The sequence below is a fragment of the Clostridium sp. AM33-3 genome, assembly GCF_003480315.1.
Taxonomy (GTDB): domain Bacteria; phylum Bacillota; class Clostridia; order Lachnospirales; family Lachnospiraceae; genus Brotaphodocola.
The window spans coordinates 1-20,191 of the sequence record NZ_QUIV01000004.1 but is presented as its reverse complement, the minus strand read 5'-3'; the positions used below and the strand labels follow the sequence as shown (position 1 = coordinate 20,191).

19 protein-coding genes are annotated in these 20,191 nt (G+C 49.2%); all 19 read right to left on the bottom strand.

Going from position 1 to position 20,191, the window contains the following annotated elements:
* Nucleotides 1–25 precede the first annotated feature (25 nt).
* A complete protein-coding gene (locus DW819_RS03305) occupies nt 26–880 on the bottom strand; it encodes an FAD/NAD(P)-binding protein (protein ID WP_118732055.1) in 855 nt (284 codons plus the stop codon).
* Complete coding sequence (locus DW819_RS03300) at nt 873–1,910, bottom strand: 4Fe-4S dicluster domain-containing protein (RefSeq protein WP_118732054.1); 1,038 nt, start codon at nt 1,908–1,910, stop codon at nt 873–875. The genes DW819_RS03305 and DW819_RS03300 overlap by 8 nt, the downstream gene beginning before the upstream one ends.
* A gap of 3 nt (nt 1,911–1,913) precedes the next feature.
* Nucleotides 1,914–2,882 (bottom strand): 4Fe-4S dicluster domain-containing protein, encoded by a 969-nt coding sequence (locus DW819_RS03295; RefSeq protein ID WP_118732053.1) that lies wholly within the window; start codon nt 2,880–2,882, stop codon nt 1,914–1,916.
* Nucleotides 2,870–3,328 carry a hydrogenase iron-sulfur subunit gene (locus DW819_RS03290; protein ID WP_118732052.1) on the bottom strand — a complete coding sequence of 153 codons (459 nt, stop codon included), beginning with the start codon at nt 3,326–3,328 and terminating at the stop codon, nt 2,870–2,872. The genes DW819_RS03295 and DW819_RS03290 overlap by 13 nt, the downstream gene beginning before the upstream one ends.
* Nucleotides 3,319–5,304, bottom strand: a complete 1,986-nt coding sequence (locus DW819_RS03285) for a CoB--CoM heterodisulfide reductase iron-sulfur subunit A family protein (protein ID WP_118732051.1) — start codon at nt 5,302–5,304, stop codon at nt 3,319–3,321. The genes DW819_RS03290 and DW819_RS03285 overlap by 10 nt, the downstream gene beginning before the upstream one ends.
* Before the next feature lie 23 nt (nt 5,305–5,327).
* Nucleotides 5,328–5,720 (bottom strand): 4Fe-4S dicluster domain-containing protein, encoded by a 393-nt coding sequence (locus DW819_RS03280; RefSeq protein ID WP_177303361.1) that lies wholly within the window; start codon nt 5,718–5,720, stop codon nt 5,328–5,330.
* Nucleotides 5,717–6,538, bottom strand: coding sequence for a CoB--CoM heterodisulfide reductase iron-sulfur subunit B family protein (locus tag DW819_RS03275; protein WP_347560154.1), 822 nt, complete (start codon nt 6,536–6,538; stop codon nt 5,717–5,719). Before DW819_RS03275 ends, DW819_RS03280 begins: the two co-directional genes overlap by 4 nt.
* A 310-nt stretch (nt 6,539–6,848) precedes the next feature.
* Nucleotides 6,849–7,907, bottom strand: a complete 1,059-nt coding sequence (locus tag DW819_RS03270) for a D-cysteine desulfhydrase family protein (protein WP_118732050.1) — start codon at nt 7,905–7,907, stop codon at nt 6,849–6,851.
* Nucleotides 7,908–7,940: 33 nt separating this feature from the next.
* On the bottom strand, nt 7,941–9,116 hold the full coding sequence (locus DW819_RS03265; RefSeq protein WP_118732049.1) for a UxaA family hydrolase: 1,176 nt from the start codon (nt 9,114–9,116) through the stop codon (nt 7,941–7,943).
* Nucleotides 9,113–9,433 carry a UxaA family hydrolase gene (locus DW819_RS03260; RefSeq protein ID WP_118732048.1) on the bottom strand — a complete coding sequence of 107 codons (321 nt, stop codon included), beginning with the start codon at nt 9,431–9,433 and terminating at the stop codon, nt 9,113–9,115. The genes DW819_RS03265 and DW819_RS03260 overlap by 4 nt, the downstream gene beginning before the upstream one ends.
* 214 nt (nt 9,434–9,647) lie before the next feature.
* Entirely contained in the window at nt 9,648–10,076 is a 429-nt protein-coding gene (locus DW819_RS03255) for a hypothetical protein (protein WP_118732047.1), read from the bottom strand.
* Between the two features lie 157 nt (nt 10,077–10,233).
* Nucleotides 10,234–11,055, bottom strand: a complete 822-nt coding sequence (locus DW819_RS03250; protein ID WP_118732046.1) for a TPM domain-containing protein — start codon at nt 11,053–11,055, stop codon at nt 10,234–10,236.
* 16 nt (nt 11,056–11,071) lie between these two features.
* On the bottom strand, nt 11,072–12,163 hold the full coding sequence (locus tag DW819_RS03245; RefSeq protein WP_118732045.1) for a hypothetical protein: 1,092 nt from the start codon (nt 12,161–12,163) through the stop codon (nt 11,072–11,074).
* 214 nt (nt 12,164–12,377) lie between these two features.
* Nucleotides 12,378–13,706 (bottom strand): SPFH domain-containing protein, encoded by a 1,329-nt coding sequence (locus tag DW819_RS03240; protein ID WP_118732044.1) that lies wholly within the window; start codon nt 13,704–13,706, stop codon nt 12,378–12,380.
* A gap of 192 nt (nt 13,707–13,898) precedes the next feature.
* Entirely contained in the window at nt 13,899–15,899 is a 2,001-nt protein-coding gene (gene htpG, locus DW819_RS03235; protein WP_118732043.1) for a molecular chaperone HtpG, read from the bottom strand.
* 173 nt (nt 15,900–16,072) lie between these two features.
* Nucleotides 16,073–16,636 (bottom strand): DUF5721 family protein, encoded by a 564-nt coding sequence (locus DW819_RS03230; protein WP_347560153.1) that lies wholly within the window; start codon nt 16,634–16,636, stop codon nt 16,073–16,075.
* Between the two features lie 4 nt (nt 16,637–16,640).
* On the bottom strand, nt 16,641–17,642 hold the full coding sequence (locus tag DW819_RS03225; RefSeq protein ID WP_177303356.1) for a peptidylprolyl isomerase: 1,002 nt from the start codon (nt 17,640–17,642) through the stop codon (nt 16,641–16,643).
* Nucleotides 17,643–17,667: 25 nt separating this feature from the next.
* Entirely contained in the window at nt 17,668–19,173 is a 1,506-nt protein-coding gene (locus tag DW819_RS03220; protein ID WP_118732040.1) for a DUF2130 domain-containing protein, read from the bottom strand.
* Nucleotides 19,174–19,189: 16 nt separating this feature from the next.
* Nucleotides 19,190–19,972 (bottom strand): HAD family hydrolase, encoded by a 783-nt coding sequence (locus DW819_RS03215; RefSeq protein WP_118732039.1) that lies wholly within the window; start codon nt 19,970–19,972, stop codon nt 19,190–19,192.
* Nucleotides 19,973–20,191 lie beyond the last annotated feature (219 nt).

Sequence of the window (20,191 nt, the reverse complement as noted above, 5' to 3'; positions counted from 1 at the left end):
TCCTGATTATCCTCGTAATCCAGCCTTAGTACTCATCCGGCAGCTCGTCTACCTCGTCGCACCGGAATACCGGTCCATCCTTGCAGACATACTTGGAACCGATGTTGCAGCGTCCGCATTTACCGATGCCGCATTTCATGCGGAGCTCCAGTGTGGTATACACCTGGGTCTTCTCAAAGCCCATCTCCTGCAGAGCCGCCAGTACAAACTTGATCATGATCGGCGGTCCGCAGACCAGAACGGTTTTATCTACTGAAAATTCCAGTTCTTTTAAATAGGAAGGAACAAAGCCTACATGGCCGTCCCATTCCGGCTGCTCCCGGTCGATGGTCAGATATACATTCACGCCCTTGTCCTTCGTCCACTCGTTCTGAATCTCATCCAGGCCAACCAGATCTTCCTTAGAGCGGGAACCGTAAAGGATATCTACAGTACCGTAATTTTCACGGTTGTCCATCACATAGTTGATGACGGAACGAAGCGGTGCCAGGCCGATGCCTCCCGCTACAAACAGAAGATTCTGTCCCTTTAATACCGTTTCTACCGGAAATGCATTGCCGTAAGGTCCTCTCACGGTCAGCTCATCTCCGACCTCCATCGTATGCAGATAATCGGTCAGGGTTCCGCAGCGCTTGATGCTGAACTCCTGATATTTTTTATTGGTTGGGGAAGAGGTAATGGAAAACATAGCCTCACCCACTCCCGGCACGCTGATCATGGCGCACTGTCCCGGCATATGCTCAAAGAGCTTTCCGCCCTCCGGACGTTCTACCCGAAAAGTCTTGACATCCGGGGTCTGATCCTTGATATCCGTGATCACGCCGACCATCGGCACTAATTCATCGTGTTTATGGCTTCCGCCGCATCCACAGCTACACATCTTCTGTCACCCCCAGACTTTTGATCACCTTCAGGATATTCAATCCGGAAGGACATTTGTTCACACAGCGTCCGCATCCTACACAGGAAAACAGGCCGCCGTTGTTTTCCGGATAATATACCAGCTTGTGCATGAATCTCTGACGGAAACGCTCCTTCTGGCTCTTACGGTTGTTGCCGTGGGCCATCAGGGTGAAGTCAGAGTACATACAGGAATCCCAGCAACGGAATCTGCGGATTCCCTTTCCGGTGTCATAATCCCGGATATCGTAGCACTGGCAGGTCGGACACACAAAGGTGCAGGTACCACAGGCCAGGCACGGCTTATAAAGTTCATCCCATTTCGGAGAATCAAAGATTTCCTGCATCGGGGTGTTTTTGAAGTAGTCCAGGGAAAGGCTGCTGTAAGGAAGCTTTCCGGTAATGGCACGGATCTGCTCTTTTTCTGCTTCCACAGCCTCCTCACCGGTTTTGTCTGCCTCTGTGAGCAGTTCCTTCACGGTTTCTGTGAGCGCAGCTCCTTTTTCGGTTGCCGGCTTCCAGTACAGATCCTCTCCCACGCTCCAGGTTACGATATCGCCAACCGGCTCTGCGGCATCGATATCGAATGCCTTGCAGAAACAGGTTACATCCGGCTCATGGCAGGCTCTTGAGATCAGCACACCATGCTCTCTGCGTGCCTGATAGTAGGAATCCACCGGATCGGCCAGGAATACCCGGTCCAGAACCTCAATGCCCTTTACATCACAGGCCCGGATGCCAAACACGGCAAAGGACTCGCCGCAAAGCTGCTGGGGATCGATGGAAATCTTCTTTCCCTCTTTATAACAGGTATACAGTGTCTCACTCTGCGGAAAGAAAAGATCCTTTGGAGATTTCACTGCATTCAGCGCATCCAGCGCCGGCTCTTCCTCGTTTGTCCAGATTCCGTAGTTTACCTGACCATGTTTGTGAAGCGGCATATAAAGATCCATGTTTTCTGCGATGGCGGCAAAGAGTAACGGAAGTTTTTCATTTGAAATTTTGTACATATCCTAACCCCTTTCCCCGGCAGCTCCCGGCTCTACATCATCCAGACGGAAATCGGTAAGCGGTGCTCTTGACTCCGTATCATCACCAGCCTGATATTCTCCGTAGAACTGGTCGATATCCTTGATCATCTTGCGGTTCAGCAAATGAAGTGGAATGCCCTGCGGACACACGCGGCTGCACTCGCCGCAGTCAGTACAACGTCCTGCCACATGGAAGGCACGGATTAAGTGGAACATCTGTTCCTCAAAGGTATCTGCGTTGGCTTTCTGCGCGGTATCAAAACGGTCACTGTCAAATACACACTTGTTGCAGCTGCAGGCCGGACAGACATTGCGGCAGGCATTGCAGCGGATACACTTGGAAAGCTCACCCTGCCAGAAAGCGAAACGCTCCTCCGGACTCAGACTCTCTAACTCCCGCACTTTCGCGAAGCGGTCCTCAGCCGGTACGGCCAGCTCCAGCTCCTCGTGAATCAGCTCATCGTATACCTTATGCTCATTTCCCTTGCAGCACAGGCAGCGCTCCAGGATGCCGTCTGCAAAGGAACAGGTCTTTTCTCCATAGATGGTCTGAATATGAAGGGTGTCGCCATCCTCCTCCACAGACTCAATGCCCTTTATGCCTGTATTTTTGATCTTTTCAATATCCAGCTTGCCCTTGCAGCCCACGCCGATAATGTAGCTCTTTTCGCGGTCAATCCGGCGCTCTTTTAATAACTGGTTGAAACTGTAGGTATCACACGGTTTTAAGAAAACCAGGGTCTTCCCTTCCAGCTTGCTGGCCTGGATCATATATTTGCTTAAGTTTGCCCCGCAGAAGCTGTCATAAACCAGCTCCTCCAGCTGTTCTCCGTTTTCAAAAAAGGCCGGCTGCGGATTATAAGGCAGGTCTTCGCCGCGTTTCCATCCAAGGACACGCTGTACCTGACCGGAGGCAAGCAGCTCTTTGGCTCTCTCTTTTATTTCCTGCATCTTAAATCCTCCAATCTCACATTTTTGCCGAGGCTCCGGATCTTTTCGATAAATTCGTTCATGGTTGTTGCAAATTTTACACCCTCTGCAGCAGATACCCATTCAACCCGGGCTCTTCCCTTTTCTACTCCGATGTAGTCTAACAGAGAGAAGAGCATGGTCATTCTTCTTCTTGCATAATAGTTTCCGGTACTATAGTGGCAGTCACCCGGATGGCATCCGCAGAGGATCACGCCGTCCGCTCCCTTCTGGAATGCTCTCAGGATAAACAGCGGATTGACACGGCAGGAACAGGGAACGCGGATGATCTTGACCTCTGCCGGATATGCAAGTCGGCTGGTTCCCGCCAGATCTGCTCCCGCGTAGCTGCACCAGTTACAGCAGAACGCCACAATCACAGGCTTAAATTCTGCATTTACTTCTGTATTCTCATGTTCTACCTGCATATTGCATCTACCTCCGCAATTAATTGTCTGTTGGAAAAGCCCTGCAGATCCATCGCGCCAGACGGACAAGCTACCGTGCAGGCACCGCAGCCCTGACACAGTGCGCTGTTGACGCAGGCTACGATGCGCTCTTCCTTCACGCCGTGGTCTACAATCAGCTTCGTCTCATAGGAAATTGCGCCGTACGGACATACCTTCTCACAGGAACGGCATCCGTTGCAGTAGCGCTCATCCGGTTTGGCGGTACACGGGTTTGTTACCAGCTTATCCTTTGCCAACAGGCCAATGACCTTGGCTGCTGCCGCACCGGCCTGGGATACGGTCTCCGGAATATCCTTCGGTCCCTGACATACACCAGACAGGAAGATTCCTGCGGTCGGGCTTTCTACCGGACGCAGCTTCGGATGTGCTTCTGTCAGGAAATTGTTCGTATCAATGCTGGCCGTCAGCATGGTAGCAAGCTTTCTCACAGATGGATCCGGCTCAATGGCTGCTGCCAGAACCACCATATCCGTATCCAGCAGAATCCGGCGATTATCAATTAAGTCCATTGCCTGGACACGAAGATGTCCGTCTACCTCTGCTACCTTTCCGACCTGGCCCTTGATGTAGTTCACACCGTACTCCTCTACGGCTCTGCGGTAGAACTCATCGAAGTTCTTGCCCGGGGTACGCACATCAATGTAGAACACATTGACCTGAACATCCGGATATTTATCACGGATCAGCATTGCATGCTTTGCGGTATACATACAGCAGATCTTAGAGCAGTAGCTCTTTCCGCGGCAGGTGGTATCACGGGATCCCACACACTGGATAAAGGTTACGGACTTCGGTGCCTTATGATCAGACAGGCGCTCTAAATGTCCCTTCGTTGGTCCAGCTGCATTGGTCAGACGCTCAAACTCCAGGGAAGTGATGACATCCGGGCAGGTATCATAGGAATACTCACCGAACTTGTCCAGCTTGATCATATCAAAGCCGGTAGCCACAACAATCGCACCGTACTCTCTGGTAATGATCTCATCCTCCTGGGTATAGTCAATGGCTCCGGCCGCACAGACCTTAGCGCAGAGACCACATTTGCCAGTCTGGAATTTGATGCAGTGCTCACGATCGATAACCGGAACATTCGGAATAGCCTGCGCAAACGGAGTGTAAATGGCGCTTCTGGTTCCCAGTCCCCGGTTGAACTCGCTCGGAGTCTTCTTGGACGGGCACTTCTGAGAGCAGACACCACAACCGGTACACTTGCTCATGTCAACGCTTCTTGCCTTCTTGCGGATATCCACCTTAAAGTCTCCGACGAAGCCGGATACCTTTTCTACCTCACTGTATGTATACAGATTGATCCGCTCGTGGGCAGAAGCCTCTACCATCTTCGGGGTCAGGATACATGCGGAGCAGTCCAGGGTCGGGAAGGTCTTGTCCAGCTGGGACATCTTGCCGCCGATACTCGGAGTCTTCTCCACGATATCTACCTCGTAGCCTGCATCTGCAATATCCAGTGCAGTCTGAATTCCGGCGATTCCGCCGCCGATAACCAGCGCACGCTTTACAACCCGGCTCTCCCCCGGCTGCAGCGGCGCGTTTAAATGCACCTTCGCTACAGCGGCTCTGGCCAGGATAATGGCCTTCTCAGTTGCTTCTTCCCGATTCTTATGAATCCAGGAACAATGCTCACGAATGTTTGCGATTTCCAGCATATACGGGTTTAATCCCGCTTTCTCCACCGCCTTGCGGAATGTGTTCTCATGCATACGCGGGGAACAGGAACAAACAACAACACCAGTCAGATGCTTCTCTCTGATAGCGTCCTGGATTTTTGATTGTCCAGCTTCCGAACACATATACTGATAATCTTCCGCATGAACCACGCCAGGCTCGTTTTTGACCGCTTCTACCACTTTTTCAACGTCTACAGTCGCCGCAATGTTTGTACCGCAGTGGCAGACAAATACTCCTATTCTTTGCAATGATTTCACCTCGGATCTTTCTTCTACTTACTATATTTACGAAAAGCGCTTACTAAAAGCTGCTGCGGAAGCTCCGGATCAAGCAGCTCCGGAATCTCATCCGGTGACAGATAATTGCCGCCCTGGCTTCGAATCACCATCAGACGGACTGCCTCAATCAGCTTGGCCGGTTTTACATCACGCGGGCAGCGCTCCACACAAGCAAAACAGGAGAGGCATTTCCAAATGGATTTGGATTTTAACAGCGGTTCAATCTCTCCACGGTCTACGTAGGAAACGAACTGATGCGGACGGATATCCATACTGTCACAGGCCGGGCAGGATGCGGAACACTTGCCGCATTTCATACACTTTTTTGTATCGACATTGCTGATTCTGCAGATCAGCTCTGCTTTGTCTTTGTCTGTATGGATCATACCTCGCCATCCTCCTTTCCTTCCCGGATGTCTACTCCAAGAGCTTCTGCAAGAATCTCTGTGAAATACGTTACCTTCGGTGTATGTGCATGGCCGCTGTTATGATTTAAGTTGTACTGGCACAGTGGACAGGCCGTTACCAGTTCGTCTGCTCCGTTGTATTCTGCGGAATCCAGAATGGTGTCCACCATCTGTCCGGCCATTTCTTTTTCCTTTAAAGAAATATATCCGCCACAGCACTCATTGCGATACGGGTATACCACCGGCTCTGCTCCAAGGGCACGGATGAAATCCTCCAGAATCTTTGGATTTTCCGGATCGTCAAACTGTAAAATACCGCTTGGGCGAAGAAGCATACAGCCATAGTACGCACCGATTTTTCTGCCGGTCAGCGGTTTTACCACCTTCTCCTTTAATTTGTCAAAACCAATCTGATCTCTCAAAAGCTCCAGAAAGTGGTATACATGGGTTTCGCCCGCATAGGGCTCCTTTAACCCAAGATAATTGTTTGCACGATCCCGGATATCAGCAACATTCGCCATATCATCATTCACGCGCTTAATCACATGATGACATGCAGAGCAAATCGTTACCAGATCCTGGCCCTTTTCTTTTGCTGCATTCAGCGCACGTACCGAAGATAATTTCGTAGCAATCTCATCGGAAGCCAACGGATATACGCCTCCGCAGCACTGCCAGTCCTCAATTTCTTCCAGGACAATGCCCAATGCCTCCGCTGATTTGCGTGCGCAGATATCCAGTTCCTTCGCCTTGTTCTTCAAGGTACAGCCCGGAAAATAACTGTAAACCATCAGCATCACGCCCAATTTCCTAACACTTTGTCTTTATGTGTCAAATTATTCACGCTAAGCAGACATTGTTATCTTTTTACTGATAATTTTTGTGCAGAAACTGGGCTTTCCTCCTTTCTTTTGTATACCACTTTCGTTTTTATTCATGAGCGGTATTCCACTTTTTCTTAATAATACCATAATTATAAACAATATGGTAGTACTTTTTGAGAAATTTTTCACATTTTTTCACATCAAACAGCCTACTGGTATACCAGTAGGCTGTTATCTTTTTATCATATCATTCTTTGCTTTTTTGTCCGTGAAATATCCCGCATTACTGAAGCACATTCAGGTCTCCAATAATGGCATTTTCCGAAAACAATGCCGTTGCTCCGCCAGTGTGAAGATAAATAACCGTGCTGCCTTTTTCGACTTTTCCGCTGCGGATATAATCCATCATGCCATGAAAGCTTTTTCCGCTATAAACAGGATCTGTAAAGATTCCCTCTGTTCTGGCCAGATAACGAATATCATCGTTGGCTTCCTTATATGGCATTTCATAGCCAGGTCCATAATAAGCGGCATCAATCTCAAAGATATCTTCCGATACCTGTTCCCCGGATTGCAGGAGTCCCAGGGTGCAGTTTCCAAGATCCACAATCTGTCTTGAATAAGAAACCGGATCCTTTGGCCCAACCTGAATTGCCACCAGACGGGTCTGATCACCAAGCAGTGCTTTTCCGACACTTAGTCCAGCCAGCGTTCCGCCGCTTCCAGTCGCCGTAAAGACCACATCAGGGTGAATCTCCATGGAGCGGGTCTGCTGCATCAGTTCTATGTATGCATCCGCAAATCCGCACACGCCATGTGGTGTAGAGCCACCTACCGGAATATCATAAACCTTATGTCCTTCCTGCTGCAGACGGGCAATATGTTCTGCAATATCCGCAGTCGAAGCCTGAATGGTATCTTTGGTGCTGCGCCCATTTGCAGGCAGGATATGAATCTCTGCTCCAAGAATCGTATCCAGAAGCAGATTCGCCCGAATGTCGGCGGCGTCCGGATTCACATGCGCAACCAGATACAGAACCGGTGTCATTCCACATTTTCGCACGGCTGTGGCGGTTTCCATTGCATGGTTGGACTGGGTTGCACCGTAGGTAAACACTGTATCACAGCCTTTATTTTTTGCATCATTCAAAAGGTATTCCAGCTTGCGGATCTTGTTTCCTCCAAAGAGCGTCATGCCGGAAAAATCTTCCCGCTTCGCATAAAGATTGATTTCATATTCATTCGAAATGCGGTCCAGACGCTGAAGGGGCGTGGGATAAAATCCCAGATTGATTTTACCAACTCTTTGCAAAAGCATTTTTGCATTTTCTATACGATCCATACACGGATCCTCCTTATTTTTTATTCATGGTTGTTAAATAACCGGTCCCAACGTATGAATCTCAATTGCACTGTAGTAATGAAGGCTCTCGTTTTTGCTCACTTCGCCGTTTAAGGTATCTACCAACTTTGCGAATACTTCTTCGCCTACCTGCTCGATACTTTTCCTGCCCTCCAGGATCAGTCCCGCATTGATGTCCATGTCCTGTTCCATATGCTGATAGGTCACCGGATTTCCGCATACCTTCACAACCGGCATAATCGGGTATCCCTGCGGTGCTCCTCTTCCTGTGGAAAACATCATGATCTGTGCTCCGCTGCAGGCCATTCCAGTCAGAATCTCCGGTTCACGGCCCGGCGTGTCCTTGATCCAGAGTCCCTTCTTAATTTCCTCGCTGGTACGAACACGCTCTGGATATTCCATGACGCCCTGAATCGGGCTGGTGCCGGATTTTAAAATTGCGCCCAGAGACTTCTCCTCAATGGAAGAAAGTCCTCCCTCGATATTTCCCGGGGTCGGCTGTCCTTTTCGCATATCACACCCCAGCGATTTCGCACGTGTCTCCATCCGGTTCACAATAAAGCCGATCCGGTCTGCCACCTCCTGGTTCACAGCCCGCCGCATCAGGATATGTTCTGCACCGATAAACTCCGTCGTCTCTCCAAAAATAACTGTTCCTCCAAGACTTACCAGCTTGTCAGCCGCGTAGCCCAGCGCACAGTTGGATGCCATGCCGGACGTTGCATCGGACGCACCACACTTGATGGAAAGCACAACCTCAGACAGGTCTGCCTCCTCCCGCTGCTGACCAGAGATTTTCCGTACCAGGCCTGCAGCCGCGTCAATACCGGCCGCAATAGCTTTGCTAACACCGCCAAGCTTCTGGATTCCAATAATCTCCACCAGCTTGCCTGCCGCCTGAATTTCCTGGTACATTCTCGCATGATCTGTTCCCTCGCAGCCAAGGCTGACAATCAAAACCGCTCCGACATTGGGATTTAACGCCAGTCCAATCAGCGTATCCGTCACTCTTTTTAAATCCGGCGGAAGCTGGCTGCAGCCCTGGTGATGGAATAAGCCGACTGCCCCCTGCACGTTCTGCACAATGGCCTGCGCTACATCAGCTGCACAGACTACGCTTGGAATCACTGCTACCAGGTTCCGGCATCCTACACTGCCGTCTGCTCTTCTGTAACCGTAAAATTTCATTTGGTCTTCGCCTCCCCGCCGTCCTTATTCCAGTCACCTCTCGCTCTCATACTCTCCAGATTATGGACATGTACATGTTCTCCCTTTCGAATGTCAGCGGAAGCCATTCCTATCTCTTCTCCGTATTTTACAATAATCTGCCCCTTCGCAATATCCTGCAGCGCAATCTTGTGTCCGTAAGGAACCGCCTCCAGTGCCTTCACCTCTATTGTCTCTCCCTTTTTATCCCGGACCTGAATCGCATCGCCACCCTGTACCTGCTCAGCAAAGATTGTTGCCACATTGTCTTTGTCATTTACCTTCAGTGCAAGAACCATGTTCTCTCCTCCTTCTTAAGATACTTTCAGTTTACTCCTATAAAAATCTCCTGTCCAGTAGTAAGAATTTATTCATCTTTTTACAAAAAAAAGAGCCCCCAATCAGCAAAATTTCTTTTCTAATATGGTGGCCCTTACAATTTTCTTTTGTTTTTACAAGATTCTTTTTTAGCCCATATTCTGGACAACTTCTTTTATAAAAGTTTTTATTTCATTACGCAATATTCTGGCTGTTTTCCTCGCAGATTTCTTTTACGGAACGATCATCATGGGAAAGACCGTCTGCATACTTGCGGATAATATCCGCCGCATAGCGGATCAGCTCCGGATTCTCATTTTTCCCGATCGGCAGATTGCCGTTTGCCTGCTCCAAAAGCTTCTGAAGTGCATTCGCAATCCACAGTAATTTCGGAAGACATACCGGATGCTCTGCCTCATGACACACCTGCATGCTGTTGTCCTGCGCTTCTTTATTTCCGATCATAACGGTATGATACTCACCGTCCTCACTGACCCAGATTTCATCGTGAACGCCTGTATTCAGGAGACTTCCCAAATAAATTTCCTGCTCATCCTGACCGGTGAGAAATTTTTCTTCGGATTCTAAAATCAATTCTGCTAATTTTTTTATGCCTTTGTACATCTGTCCTACCTCTGTTAAACTCGAATTCTAATCTGCGCAAAACGCATTTCCTTTTATTATAAGGATATGAGCATGATTGACAAGTAGGATTGCTGTTCTTTTTTTAAGACATAACTCATTTTGTGCGGATCGGAATATGGTCAGCCACAGAGAGCTTCTAGAACTTTCCTCCGCCCCCGCCATGCGTTCTTCCGGAGGATGAGGTGTGAGTGCTGCTTCCGCCGGAGCTTTTTGGTTTTGGTTTTTCGGTTCTGTGAATGGTGCGGTAGAGAAAATAATCGCCGCCGGATGTTACCTGCAGGCTTCCCGGCCGGATGTAATCCCGCGCCTCCCGCTGCATGCCAACTGATTTGAGCTGGCTCTTCATGCTTCCCACTGCCAGCAGAGCTGCACCAAGGCCTGCCGCAAACGAGAGCCCCAGCCAGATCGCAGACAGCGGCTTTTTCGGCATATGGTCTGTATCGTAGGCTTCTCCGCTGTTGGCCTGATCAATAAAATCATCACACAGTTCTATATAGTTTTCAAATGCCCCCAGGTAATCTCCGTCTGCCAGCTGCGGCCGGATCTGTTCTCCGATATACCGGATACCGGCGTCCGTAAACACAGTAATTCCGTAGCCGCAGGTAGAGATATACCAGTCGTGATCCTCCAGACTGACCAGCAGCAGCACGCCGTCACGCTCATCTCCATATCCGAAATCACAATCATCGTAAAGGTTATCCGCATATGCTTCCACACTCTCGCCACTCAGGCTGTCCACCAGTGCTGCCGTCACATCAAAATTCTGATTGTGGCTGATCTCATCCAGCTGCTCATTCAGCTGTTCGGCCTCATCCCCGGAAAGAATCTCATCCGGGTTCTGAAAACGGTAATACTCCTCGGAAAATCCATCTGTATCTGCCATTGCCGGAGCACAGCCCAAAATAGAAAGAAGACCTGCTGCCAGAAGGGCCGCTGCATAAGCTTTTCTTGTTTTCATCGTCCTGTCCCTCCTGTTAAACTCCGAACATCCATAAAATCAGACGCAATATGTAAAATATCATAGTAAAGATCACAGTCAGCTTAATGGTCATCCTTCGTGCCGCGTTCTTATCTGCCGGGAGATCTCCAACAAATTTACCGGTCTGTCCGTTCATGGCAAACAGATACTTCTTCCCCTCCCATGTGGTATTTAAGATCCACACCGGAAGCAGGGCATACCGGACACTTCCGCCGTGAAGCTGCACACTGCTGTTCTCGGCGGCCACCGTGGTATAACCGGTCACTGTCTCCTCAAAAGCACGTTCTACCGACTTTTTCACACGCTCATTCGCGCGCGGCGCGCTCTCCTCTGAGTCTGCATCGTAGCGGTCTGCCAGATACCCGGCCAGGTAAGCAGGCTGGAACGCAACCGCCTCACTGATTTCAAACGGTTCTATGGATTCCATCAGATCATCCGGAATTTTAGAGTCTCCATCCACCGGGACCTTCTCAAATCCGATGCTGCCGCCCCGGTTGATCAGATAGAAGCTGGTTTCTGTATAGTCATACCGGCTGTCGCTCCAGAACCGGGTTCTGGTTCCGCGATAACGGATGTTTGCATCTGCCTCAGTGTCAAACAACCAGAACGGCACATAAATTCCGCGGATTTCATCAATATGATTCTGGTCTTTGAAAATCTTCGGCAGAAGCTTTTTCCCTTCCAGATGCTTCATCAGTCCGGATTTTGCGGCCTGTTTATCCAGTTTAAACGGAATGATGAGATCCGGGCGCAGCGCACCGGAAAGCTTTCCGGTCATTACGACAGGATTTCCGCAAAACGGACAGACTGACGCCGCTGTATTCTCATCCGCCACGATCTCACCACCGCAGGATTCGCAGTGATAGGTACTCAGCCCCTGCTCCTCCCCTTCCTGCCAGATGCTGCCCTCCGCCTTATCCCATCGCATATCATCCTGTTTTTCTTCCTTCAGAGTTGTATCATACTGCTGCAAAGTCTCAATTTCAAACTCGGTATCGCAGTAGGGGCATTTCAATTTCTGTGCCTTGCTGTCAAAGCGGATGCCACCTCCGCAGCAGGGACATTTGTATTCCTGTAGTTCTCCCATCTCATTTCTCCGATCTTTTCCCTTACGTAACTGTCCCGTGCCTTCACACGCACTATCTTACGATATCCCCCTCATCAAAGGGATCGTTACCGTCCACGCATGCGTGTCCAGCAACAGGATTTTGCCGATGCTTCGCATTCCAAATCGGCAAAATCTGCTGCCACCACTGCAACATACGGAATTTTCAGTTCAGAAAATCCCTACCCAGAAATAATTACAACGAATTTCCACATTCCGGACAGAATTTCGGCGGATGTGCCGGATCCTCCGGCTCCCAGCCGCACTTGTCGCACTTATAAAGAAGTGCCCCGGCTGGTTTCTTTGCTCCGCAGTTGGTACAGAATTTTCCCTTGTTCACGGCACCGCAGGAGCAGATCCACCCGTCTGCAGGTTTCGGAGAACCACACTCCGGACAGAACTTTCCGTTTGCCCTGGTTCCGCACTTTGTGCAGATCCAGCTGCCTTCCGGCTGCATTTTCGGAATCGGATTTTGCGCCTGCTGCCCGGCTGGCTGCATGGGCTGTGCCTGCTGCTGTCCCATAGCAAACAGATTCTGCGCATTTGCGCCTCCTGCTGCGTTCATGGCCATGCCCATTCCCATAAATCCGGTCATGGCACCGCCGCCATTGGCTGCCGCTGCCTTCATGGCATCAATCTGGCCGCCTACCAGGCGTGCTGCTGCCGTGTTCGGATTCGTAGTCATTGCATTTTCTTCCCACTCCGTCAGTTTCTTTCTCTGATCATCCGGAATGCTTAAGGAATTAATGTTGACAGAAAATACCTCAATGCCTCGTTTCTGACGCCAGGAAGAAGACAGCACCTCATTTAATGCGTCCGAAATCTCCAGCGTGTGGGCCGGAATCTCATAATACTGGATTTTCTGTGCGGAGAGCTTTGCCAGCGCCGGCTGCAGGGCAGTCATCATCTCACCCTTTAAGCGGGCCGCGATTTCTTCGCTCTCATAAGTATCCGCAACATTTCCGCATACATTGGTATAGAACAGAAGCGGATCGCAGATCTTGTAAGTAAATAAGCCGTTGCAGCGGATATCCACAGACAGCTTGTAGCCAAGGGACTCATCCACCACAACGCGGAACGGGATCGGCGTTGCTGTTCCAAACAGGATTTCCCCCAGCTCCTTGGTGTTGATATAATAAACCCGCTGGTCTTTTGCCGTGTCACCTCCATAGGTAAAACGCTTACCCACGATCTTGAAGGTTTCCTTGATGCTGTCTCCCAGATTGCCGGTAAAAATGCTCGGCTCAGTGGAGCTGTCATAGGTAAATTCGCCTGGCTCCGCGCAGACCTCCACAACCTTGCCCTGCTCCACGATCAGCATGCACTGACCGTCCGCCACCGCAATACCGCTTCCGTTGGAAATGACATTATCATTACCCTTTGTATTGGCAGAACGGAACGATGTCCGCTTTCTTCCTCTCTTCACCAGTATATCTTTATCCATTGCATCACAGTAGAAAAATTCTTTCCACTGATCTGCCAGGGTTCCCCCAAGTGCTCCTGCTGCTGCTCTGATCAGTCCCATATACTTACTCTCCCTTCCATATTTATGTCTCCGGCCTCTGAAAAGCAGATACCGGAACATTTTTTCATTTTACCACAAATATCAGGAAAAAAGAAGAAAGCTGTCAGACAAATCTTGATTTCTGTTTGTCTGACAGCTTTCGCTTCAAAAGGCTTTATGCCCTGTATTCTGTTTTACCTGTGCGGCCGGTCATTATTTCTCAGCCAGCATCATCATGATCTCATTGGTACGTGCCACAAATCCGGTCATGCGCTCCGGACTTAAGCTGCCGTGCGCCAACAGAGCCAGATCGTAAAGCTGCTCGCAGATCTTATTGGTATTCTCACCCTCACCGTGATTCAGTACATACTGGACCAGCTTATTGTTGGCATTTAATACCAGGGTCTCGCCTGCACCTCCGAACATGGACGGATCCATACCGTACATATTGTACATCTTCATCATATCCTGCATACGGCGGGTCTCCTCGGAGACGGTCAGCATGGAAGAAATGCTCTCATCTTTCAGTTTTTCTACCTTGATCTCCAGCTTGTCATTGCCGAGAGCCTTCTTGAAGGTTTCGGTCAAAGCCTCAGATGTCTTCTTGAACTCCTCATCATCGTCCTTGACCTCTTCCTTGAAGGTGCTGTTTAAATCTGCATCGATACGTAAAAACTTCAGGCCCTCATTTTTCTGCTCCAGATGACCGATGAACGGGCTGTCGATGCTGTGCGGCAGGATAACCGCATCCAGACCTTCTTTCTTGAACATGTTGATGTACTGGCTCTGCTCTTTCTCATCTGTTACATAGAAGACGGTGTTCTCATGCTTCTCTTTGTTCTCCTCCAGGCAGTCCTTTAAGGTCAGGTACTTGCCGTCCAGATTCTTAAAGAGGATGTAGTCATTCATCTTCTCTGCAAACTTTTCATCCTTAATGCAGCCAAATTTGATGAACGGTGCGATATCATCCCAGTATTTCTCATAGTTTTCACGGTCGGTCTTGCACATGCCGCTTAACTTGTCTGCTACCTTCTTGGTAATATAATCAGAAATCTTCTTAACAAATCCATCGTTCTGCAGTGCACTTCTGGATACGTTCAGCGGCAGATCCGGACAGTCGATGGCACCCTTTAACAGCATCAGGAATTCCTGGATCACCTCTTTGATATTATCAGCAATAAACACCTGATTGTTATACAGCTTGATGGTTCCCTCGATGGAATCGTACTCGGTGTTGATCTTCGGGAAGTACAGGATACCCTTTAAATTAAACGGATAGTCCATATTTAAGTGGATCCAGAACAGCGGCTCCTTGTAGTCGTGGAACACCTTGCGGTAAAAGTCACGGTATTCCTCATCGGTGCACTCGTTCGGATGCTTGCTCCACAGCGGAGTGGTATCATTTAAAGCCACCGGGCGTTTCAGAATCTTATATTTCTCTTTGGCCGGCTCGGTCTCTACCGTTTCTTTCTCGCCGTTCTCGTTTTCCTTCTCTTCCGTCTTGGCCGGCTCTACAATAGTCTCAATGATGGTATCCTTCTCAGTGAGCTCATCCTTCTCAATTGTTTCATACTGCGGCTCAGCTTTTTCGTTATTTAAAAAGATCGGAACCGGCATAAAGGAACAGTATTTTTCCAGAACCTCTCTTGCACGGTACTCATTGGAGAACTCGTAGCTGTCTTCATTTAAATACAGAGTGATGGTGGTTCCCTGCTCTGCCTTCTCGCCGTCCTTCATCTCGAAGGTCAGGCCTCCCTCAGACTCCCAGTGAACCGGCTTGCTGCCCTCTTTGTAGGAAAGGGTGTCGATGGTTACTTTGTCCGCTACCATGAATGCGGAGTAGAAGCCTAAACCGAAATGACCGATGATCTGGTCTTCATTGGCTTTGTCTTTATACTTTTCCAGGAAATCCTGAGCACCGGAGAACGCGATCTGATTGATGTACTCCTCCACCTCAGACTCGCTCATGCCCAGGCCGTTATCGGTGATGGCAATGGTCTTCTCATCCGGGTTTACGGTAACCTGTACCTTATATTCCATGCCTTCCGGCTTGTTATACTCCCCCATCAGCTCCAGCTTTTTCAGCTTGGTGATGGCATCGCAGCCGTTGGAAACCAGCTCACGATAGAAAATATCGTGGTCGGAATACAGCCATTTCTTAATGATCGGGAATATATTTTCACTGTTTATGGATAAATTACCTGTTCTGCTCATAATACATTGCTCCTTTTCGATTCAGAATGGAAAGACAGCCCTTCAAACCGCCTTTCAAATTACCATAACGGTATTTTAATACCACAAAATCGAAAAGTCAATAAAAAATCAGCACTCATTTGTGTTGAGTGCTAATAATTTAGAAAATTTTAATTTTTATCAGGTTTCTGTTTTCAGACTTCTACGCAAGGTATCTGCAGCTTCCTGAAATATCTCCGGACTGTCTCATCCCATTCCTGCTCGATTTGCTTGTCCAGCATAAAAATTTTCAGGGATGTTCCGGTCACACAGGCCGCCGCGTGATTTTCATAACGGATGTTTAAATACAGGGCCGCTATCTGGTCTGCCGGAAGATCTGGCTTTACCCGGCGTATGAATTTCTCATTTTCCTCCGGTGAGAGCTGCAGAGTGATCTGAAAGCTCTCCGGCAGCTTCTTGCCTCTGATCAGAGAGTAACAAAACGGGCGCAGCGTCTTCCAGGAAGAAAACTCCTCAATCCGGTTCGTTTCCAGCTCCTCATCTGAATAATAGCCCTGGCGGATCCGCCCATCTATGGTAAAGCTGTTAAACGTCACAATGTTGGCCTCCCGCACCAGCCAGTAGTCAAAGGTCTCCCCCATAAAAAGCTGTGCGGTAAAGGTTTTTAAATCTTCTATTTTTAATGCGATCATCCGTAAATCCCCCTTTTTCGCTGCCTGCTCCTGCGTCAACTCTGCAAAACACCATTCCCTGCTCACGCAGCTACTCCCTCATCATCTCATGATACCGCTCAAAGAAATCGGACGTAGTACAGTCGGCCCCATCACTTAAGGACACCTTGTTCCAGATTGCTCCGTCAATTTCCACCCTGTGCTCTGCTTCGTAAGAATCGTAGATACTGCGGAACGCCTGATTTTTTCGCTGCAATGCCAGGTTGTTCTTGCGTTCCAGTGTTGCGTCCTCATCAAAATCACTGACACATTTTACCACATACCATTTTCCCTGCCATACAAACGGCTCACTGATTTCTCCTGCTTCCAGCGCAAAGACCGGTTCCTCATAGACGGTATCACGCTCGCCCCGCCCCACGGATACCTCAATGTCCGGATTCTCGGACTCTTTTCTGGCTGTAGCTGCAAAATCTGCCCCCTCATTTGCCACCTTCGCATAAAGTTCCTGTGCTTTTGCTTCGTTGCTGACTGCAATCTCCTGCACCTGAATTACCCTTGCCTCACTGTCACTGATTTCCAGGTTCACGTCCTTTGTCAGCTCGTCTACCAGCTTATTGGCCCGGTGATAAGCCTCATACATCGTGTATACATCATCCCGTGTTGCTTTGGTATAAGCCTTATCCGCATCCGTCAGGGAATTGTAGTAATCATCTGCCAGCTGCTTTAACTGCTCCCGTTCCTGACTGGTCAGCGTCAGTCCCTGCTCGTCTGCCAGAAGATTCATGGATTTGACCTCACCTAAAAAGGTGCGTATCTGCTCTAACAGATACGTCTGGAACGGTGTCTTGTCCTCACTGACCTCCACATTCCAGATCTGGTCGGTATAGACCTGGCGGTAGCGGTTGCGTTCCGTGGCAATGATGAGCATGGTCTGGGCATCCGTGTAACCCTCTGTGTCAGCACTGTCTGACACCATAGGAATGTTGACGCTGCAGGCGGTAAGGAACATGATCTGGGATGCAGCGAGAAAAGCCAGCATGGCCATTCTAAGTCTCCAGATAAGTCTCTTTGTTTCTGTTCTCTGATTTTTCATTCTTTCAATCCTGATTTTCCATTTTTTACTCTGCATCCTGTCCAGATCCTGCCTGATCCGGATTCTTTGACAGAAGTTCCGCTGCCCGTGCCTCCGCAAACTTCTCCTGCATGGTAGGATTCTTCCAGGTCAGCTTCTTGATGGTCAGGTCATCCAGCTTATTGTTTGCCAGACGCAGATTGTTCTCCGATGCAAGCAGATGGTCTTTCACCTTCTGCAGATGGTCGATAGTCTTGTCAATCTCGTCAATGGCTTTCTGGAACCGGTCGCTGGCCAGGGTATAATTTCGCCCAAACTTGTCCTTGAAATCCAGAAGCTTCTCCTCAAACCGGGTGATATCCAGGTTCTGGTTCCGCATTGTCTCCAGTTCCCGCTTGTACTGTAGGGAATTCATGGCGGCATTGCGCAGAATCGTGATGATCTGGATGAAGAACTGCGGGCGGATCACATACATCTTCGGATACTTATGGGACATATCCACAATACCCGTATTATAGTAGTCGCTGTCCGCCTCCAGAAGCGTTACCAGTACTGCGTACTCGCAGCCCTTCTCCCGGCGGTCCTTGTCCAGCTCTTTGAGGAAATCCGCGTTCTTATGCTTGGTGGCGGTAGTCTCGTTTTCATTCTTCATCTCAAACATGATGGAGATGTACTCCAGACCGTTCTCATCGTAATCCCGGAAAATGTAATCGCCCTTGCTTCCGCTTTTAGATACCTCATTATCCTTCTCAAAATAGGCATTCTGGAAGCCAATGGCCCGCACCTGGTTGAAGGAGACCTCGCAGTGCTGCTCCAGCGTTTCCCCCACCATTTTGGTAGACTGCTTCGCCTTTAAGTCGCGGTAGTATTCGATCATCTCGTCCTTATCTTTGAGCTGAATCTCATAATGCTCCTTGACGGCCTTCTCTTCCAGACGGCGCTCTGCCTCATAGCGCTCCTTCATAGACTGCTCCTGCTGCCTCAGCTGCGCTTCATACCGCTCCTTCAGTTCCGTCATGGATGCCTGCTGCTGCTTTAACTGCATGCCATAACTTTCCTGTTGCTGTTTCATCTGCATATCGTAGCTTTCCCGCTGCTGCTTCAGCTGTGCATCCAGACTTTCCCGCAGAGTTTTCTCCTGCAAAGCTGCCTGTTTTTCTGCCAGCTCTGCCTGCTTTCTTGTAAGCTCCGCCTGCGCTTTCAGCTCTGAGAGTTCAGCCTGCTGACATCGGATCTGCCCCTGCAGCTGTTCCTTCAAATTTGCTTCCGCTCTCGCCACCGCAAGCTCCTGTTGTTTCCCGGCCTGTTCTCCCTGAGCCTTCAGCTTCAGGATCTCTGTCTCTTTCGCCGCAAGCTGCTTCTCGTAGCTTTCTGCAGTCTGGGACTTCGCCAGTTCCAGGGCAGTCTTCTTCTCAGCCTCCAGCGATGCCTGCTGACGGGTCAGTTCCTCTTTAAACTCTCTGTCCCGCACCTGCTTTGCAATGGCAGCGTAGCCTTTTTCATCAATCTCAAATGGTTCCCCACAATTGGGGCATACCAGTTTCTTTTCCATATATTAAAACCTTTCCTTATACCAGCAGTTTCAGGATCTTCAGCACGCCGTCCCGCACATTGGTATCTGCCTGAAATCTGGCTGCTTCCTTAACTTCCGGTCTTGCGTTGCCGATCGCAAAGCTGTAGTAAGCCCGGCCAAGCATCTCTATATCATTTAACTGGTCACCAAACGCAATGGTCTCCTCCGGCAGAATCTCCAGACTCTCCTGCAGCAGCTTCACAGCTTCTCCCTTATTAACGCCGGTTGCCATACAGTCCAGCCACATATCACCGGAAATGGTCATCTTTAAACGGTCACCGTACTTTTCGCGCAGCTCCTTGGTGTGTGCTTCAATATCTGTCTTCCGGTATGCGGATACCTTGATGAACTGGTCATCTACTGCCAGTACATCCTTTACGCTCTTTGCCTGAAATTTATAACCGTTGACGATCCAGTCCTCAAACTCCGGATCCGGATTTTCCAGGTAAGCCACATCCGGGCCACCAACCATGACAGTCAGTCCTGCTTTGCGGATATCCTTTACCAGTTCTTCCACCAGAGAACGATCAATGGGATTTACAAACAGCTGACGGCCATGACAGCCTACATAAGCACCATTATCTGACAGATAAAAAATTTTCTCCTTGATCGGATCAAACACCTGCTCAATACTTGCCCACTGTCTTCCGCTCGCGGCTGCAAACTGCATTCCCTTCTCGCGAAGCTTCAAAATCACCTCAAACAGCTCCGGATTCAGCTCATGGCCTCCATCCTCCAGCAAAGTTCCGTCTATATCTGATACCACCAGCTTAATCATGGAATTCTCCTCTTCTCTTTTATCAATTCACAGTCATTCATACCTTATTAACTTACTATATAACCCTCCAACCGTCAAGAGAACCATTCTTCTCACTGCACATGAAAATCGCAATTATCTTCCTTCAGGTATTTCTGCATAAGGGCACTTCCTGAAAATACTTGCAACGCCCATGCAAACATGATATGTTATAGACAAAGCAGAAATATTCTTTTAAAC

Coding starts and splice junctions, on each gene's coding strand:
- DW819_RS03305 (WP_118732055.1), bottom strand. CDS start 880: ATGTGTAGCTGTGGATGCGGCGGAAGCCATAAACACGATGAATTAGTG.
- DW819_RS03300 (WP_118732054.1), bottom strand. CDS start 1,910: ATGTACAAAATTTCAAATGAAAAACTTCCGTTACTCTTTGCCGCCATC.
- DW819_RS03295 (WP_118732053.1), bottom strand. CDS start 2,882: ATGCAGGAAATAAAAGAGAGAGCCAAAGAGCTGCTTGCCTCCGGTCAG.
- DW819_RS03290 (WP_118732052.1), bottom strand. CDS start 3,328: ATGCAGGTAGAACATGAGAATACAGAAGTAAATGCAGAATTTAAGCCT.
- DW819_RS03280 (WP_177303361.1), bottom strand. CDS start 5,720: ATGATCCATACAGACAAAGACAAAGCAGAGCTGATCTGCAGAATCAGC.
- DW819_RS03275 (WP_347560154.1), bottom strand. CDS start 6,538: ATGCTGATGGTTTACAGTTATTTTCCGGGCTGTACCTTGAAGAACAAG.
- DW819_RS03270 (WP_118732050.1), bottom strand. CDS start 7,907: ATGGATCGTATAGAAAATGCAAAAATGCTTTTGCAAAGAGTTGGTAAA.
- DW819_RS03265 (WP_118732049.1), bottom strand. CDS start 9,116: ATGAAATTTTACGGTTACAGAAGAGCAGACGGCAGTGTAGGATGCCGG.
- DW819_RS03260 (WP_118732048.1), bottom strand. CDS start 9,433: ATGGTTCTTGCACTGAAGGTAAATGACAAAGACAATGTGGCAACAATC.
- DW819_RS03255 (WP_118732047.1), bottom strand. CDS start 10,076: ATGTACAAAGGCATAAAAAAATTAGCAGAATTGATTTTAGAATCCGAA.
- DW819_RS03250 (WP_118732046.1), bottom strand. CDS start 11,055: ATGAAAACAAGAAAAGCTTATGCAGCGGCCCTTCTGGCAGCAGGTCTT.
- DW819_RS03245 (WP_118732045.1), bottom strand. CDS start 12,163: ATGGGAGAACTACAGGAATACAAATGTCCCTGCTGCGGAGGTGGCATC.
- DW819_RS03240 (WP_118732044.1), bottom strand. CDS start 13,706: ATGGGACTGATCAGAGCAGCAGCAGGAGCACTTGGGGGAACCCTGGCA.
- htpG (WP_118732043.1), bottom strand. CDS start 15,899: ATGAGCAGAACAGGTAATTTATCCATAAACAGTGAAAATATATTCCCG.
- DW819_RS03225 (WP_177303356.1), bottom strand. CDS start 17,642: ATGAAAAATCAGAGAACAGAAACAAAGAGACTTATCTGGAGACTTAGA.
- DW819_RS03220 (WP_118732040.1), bottom strand. CDS start 19,173: ATGGAAAAGAAACTGGTATGCCCCAATTGTGGGGAACCATTTGAGATT.
- DW819_RS03215 (WP_118732039.1), bottom strand. CDS start 19,972: ATGATTAAGCTGGTGGTATCAGATATAGACGGAACTTTGCTGGAGGAT.